Source organism: Methylocystis sp. (assembly GCF_051061225.1).
Classification (GTDB): domain Bacteria; phylum Pseudomonadota; class Alphaproteobacteria; order Rhizobiales; family Beijerinckiaceae; genus Methylocystis.
Genome location: NZ_JBPFEB010000123.1, coordinates 1 through 3,409, shown reverse-complemented (window position 1 = coordinate 3,409; position 3,409 = coordinate 1). Strand labels below are relative to the sequence as shown.

The 3,409-nt window shown below is 57.3% G+C and carries 4 protein-coding genes; 2 read left to right on the top strand and 2 right to left on the bottom strand.

The annotated features are described in order from the left end of the window. Positions 1-286 (bottom strand): IS6 family transposase (locus tag ACR652_RS20820; protein ID WP_434508389.1); only part of this gene is annotated, 286 nt, incomplete at its 3' end. Positions 287-569: 283 nt separating this feature from the next. Between ACR652_RS20820 and ACR652_RS20815 the strand changes: the two genes are divergently transcribed. Both ACR652_RS20815 and ACR652_RS20810 read left to right on the top strand, forming a co-directional pair. Continuing rightward, positions 570-788 (top strand): hypothetical protein, encoded by a 219-nt coding sequence (locus ACR652_RS20815; protein WP_434508388.1) that lies wholly within the window; start codon positions 570-572, stop codon positions 786-788. 602 nt (positions 789-1,390) lie between these two features. Continuing rightward, entirely contained in the window at positions 1,391-2,020 is a 630-nt protein-coding gene (locus ACR652_RS20810) for a TMEM175 family protein (RefSeq protein WP_434508387.1), read from the top strand. Positions 2,021-3,091: 1,071 nt separating this feature from the next. Here ACR652_RS20810 and ACR652_RS20805 read toward each other — a convergent pair. Further along, entirely contained in the window at positions 3,092-3,217 is a 126-nt protein-coding gene (locus ACR652_RS20805; protein WP_434508386.1) for a transposase, read from the bottom strand. Positions 3,218-3,409 lie beyond the last annotated feature (192 nt).

The window sequence follows — 3,409 nt, the reverse complement described above, 5'->3', positions numbered from 1 at the left end:
CCCGCCAGAGATAGCGCCTTTCGCCGTTGATCGAGACGACGACCTCGTCGAGATGCCAGACGTCGCGCCGGCCGGGCTTCTTGCGCTTTAGGCGATGGGCGTAATCCAGCCCGAATTTCATGGCCCAGCGGCGGATGGTTTCATAGGAGAGAACGATCCCACGCTCGAGCAGCATTTCCTCGACGAGGCGCAAGCTGAGCGGGAACCTGAAATAGAGCCAGACGGCGTGGGCGATGATCTCCGGCGGGAAACGATGGCGTTTGTAGCTCACGGGCGGCTGGGTCATGTCCGCCCTTGTCGGCCCAAAAGCGCTACCCAGCCGTTAACGTGACAACGCCGCGCCCGCGCCCCAGGTCCCGTCCCATCCAACGCAGAACCAATGGATTGGAGAGCAACCCGGAAACACAGCGCCGGGCGCCGAGTTCCTGCAAATTGGCGCGTCATGTGCCAAGCGTCGCAGACGTCACTGCAGCGACCCAAGGCGCGAAAACGCTCCCGAAGCTCTATATCCCCACGCATGGTTTTTTCTTGGGAAGAGGCTTGATTTCCACAGTAACGGGAGGTGGAAGATGTCCAACCAGATGTTTGAGATCGGGAAAGAATACCTCGTCACAATGCTTGTTGCTGAGGATGGCGAATTGGTCGAAGAGGTGACCAATTGGAATGTGGCGGCGGTTGAGGGAACACTCGTCAAGCTGACGAGCCCGTTGGCGCCAGATAAGATCATCAACACAGCGTCCCGCCGCTTTGTGAGCGCCCAGCTCTCGAAGCACCATCAGGCTCGGTGAGCGCAAATACCGTACATCGAGTGGGATTTTCTTTGGCACAGCCATTGCTAATGATACGGATAAGGCCATATCTTGTTCAGCTACACGCTCTCGCTACCTTCTCTCCCCGTTGGCCCGTCAGCGCGTGGCTTCCTCTGACCGTGGCCACGGCCTACCGGCGTTTCGCGAGAGCGGGCGAGGCAATTCGCTTCGCGATCGAGGAGCTAGCACCTAAGCTTCTCGGAGGCTGTTCCCTTCTCAACGAGAGACATTACTCTGGCTCGAAATCCGCCCCCTCCATGACGACGGCGCTATATCCTTACGTCGTCTCGCGAGATAGAGCAGCCGGAAGCGAGGCCGGTGAGGTCTGCTAAGGCTTTCCGACGTGCACAGTAACCTTCCACGTTGTGGAGGCTAACCATCCATCGCAAAGGAGAGGCGAGGGTTTCCCCGCCGGGGGCGAAGGGCGTTCGCTCTCACGTGAGAGGTCGGCGAATAAGGTTTCGGAAAGCGGGCGGTCTCGTGAAAGCATGGGCTCGTTTCGCGGGCAGATGTGTCCGTGACGATTCTTAGAAGTCTTAGGGGCGATGCCCTCGCAGGGGTCGTGATCAGGCAGGGGCGAAATGCAACAAGATACGAAAACCCACCGGATCGAGGCGTTCAGTGATGGGGTTTTCGCAATCGCCGTGACACTCCTCATTCTAGAGATCAAGATCCCTGATCCGACAGCAATTGCGCCGCGAGGTTTAGCGGCCGCGCTTTTCGCGATTTGGCCGAGCTATCTAGCCTTCACCATCTCTTTCGTTACGATCCTCGTCATTTGGGCGCACCATCATTGGATATTCACTGCAATCAAAACATCGGATCTTATCCTGATTTATTGGAACGGCCTTTTGTTGCTGTTTGTCACCTTCGTTCCGTTCCCAACGGGATTGCTCGCAGAGTATCTTTTGCACCCGGAGGGAAAGGTTGCGGCGAGCTTTTACACAGGGACGTTCCTGGCGATTGCTCTGGCCTTCCACGGGTTATGGCGACATGCATCGAGTGGTGGAAAGCTTCTGGGGGTAGACGCAAACAGTTTGGAATATAAGAATGCTATGCGGATTACCGGTCACTACCGGCTTGGCCCACCCCTCTATTTGGGATCGTTCGTTCTCTCGTTCCTCTCAGAGAGCGCGAGCGTTGCCTCGTGTCTCTTGTTAGCGTTTTTTTTTGCACTCCGCGGTTGGCGACGAAATGCATCAAATCCATAATACTGTGTCGGTAAGGCTATCGTAGAACGCGACCGTTTAGCGCGAGCTTGCTTCGGCCGCGTGGGCAAGGAAAAAATATTCACCTTGACGACCGAAAACCAAGAGAGTCTCATTGTGGGCGGGAACCGGTGATCCACCTGTAGCGACGCGATCTTGACTACGTCTGATGCGAGCATCAGCACTACTGCCCCTCGGTGTTCGTCGAAGTTAAGGCGAGCGCGCCTGCCAAAAATCCATGAGAGGCTACCCATGGTTGATGTCCAAGTGGCTAAAGTTGAGCAACACCCAAATGGAACATTGCTCTATGGCGTTCGCGTCCAGACCGGCGAAGGAAGGATGGAGTTCCCCATCGCAGTGCAAGACGAAGGAACTGCTGCCCGGAATGAAATGGCTGTTCTTCGGTCCACTCTCCGCTTCGCCGAAGAGCTTGTTGACTCGGTCCGGCTGCGTCTTGGATCGTAAGGTTCCGGGAGGACGAGGGTAGGTCGCCCGCGGCTTGGTCGGCAACTCAGTCGATCGAGTAAGCGGTTGTCATTTTGAGATCCACGAACACGCCTGCCCATTTGCTAAAACTTGAGTGGTCGTGATGATGAGGCTCGCGCGCTCATTTGCATTTGCTCCCGGTTCAGTACTCCGGAGACAGATCTTGGATTGAGGAAGAGAGGATTTCTGGTTCATCGTAGCGCTTAAGGAGCAAGACGAGACAAAAGAAAGCCGTGCTCCGCAAGCCGCCGGCTGAAGACAGGTTCGGGCCGTTCGCCGCGCCACCGTCGGCACTTCTCGGCCGAAATCGCGCCCGACCACCTCGCCCGGGCCGCCTTCGTTTACGTGCGGCAGTCGAACGCCTACCAAGCGGCTAGAGACCCGTTATGCGCAAGGGGCGTTTTCGGCCCAGGGTCGGTTATGTCGCAGGAGGGCGTTGGCAAGGACGACGAGCTTTCGCATAACGGCGGTAATGGCGACCTTGGCGGGCTTCCCGGCCTCGATGAGCTTTTGATAGAGCGCTCGACTGTCCTTGTTGAACCTTGAGGCAACGAGCGCCGGCATATAAAGGGCCTGGCGAAGGGAAGCCTAGCCGCCGCGAATGTAGGCGTGACCTTTCCATGAGCCTGATTGTCTTTGCACGGGCGCGAGGCCAGCGAGGCTTGCGGCCTGTTTGCCTTCTAGGCTCCCAAGCTCTGGCGTTTCGATTAGCAAAGCGAGGCGGTAACCTTGGAGACGCCTGGGAGCCTAACCGGCGAGCGAGGCGCGCGTCATCGAGGATGAGTCTTTCGATGGCGGCGTCGATCTCCTCAATTTTGACGTTTATTTCGACAAGGCGCTTCTTGTTCTGCTTTTTCAGCAGGGGAAGCGTGATCGCCTTGGCACGGTTTTTGGCGGCGGTGCGGT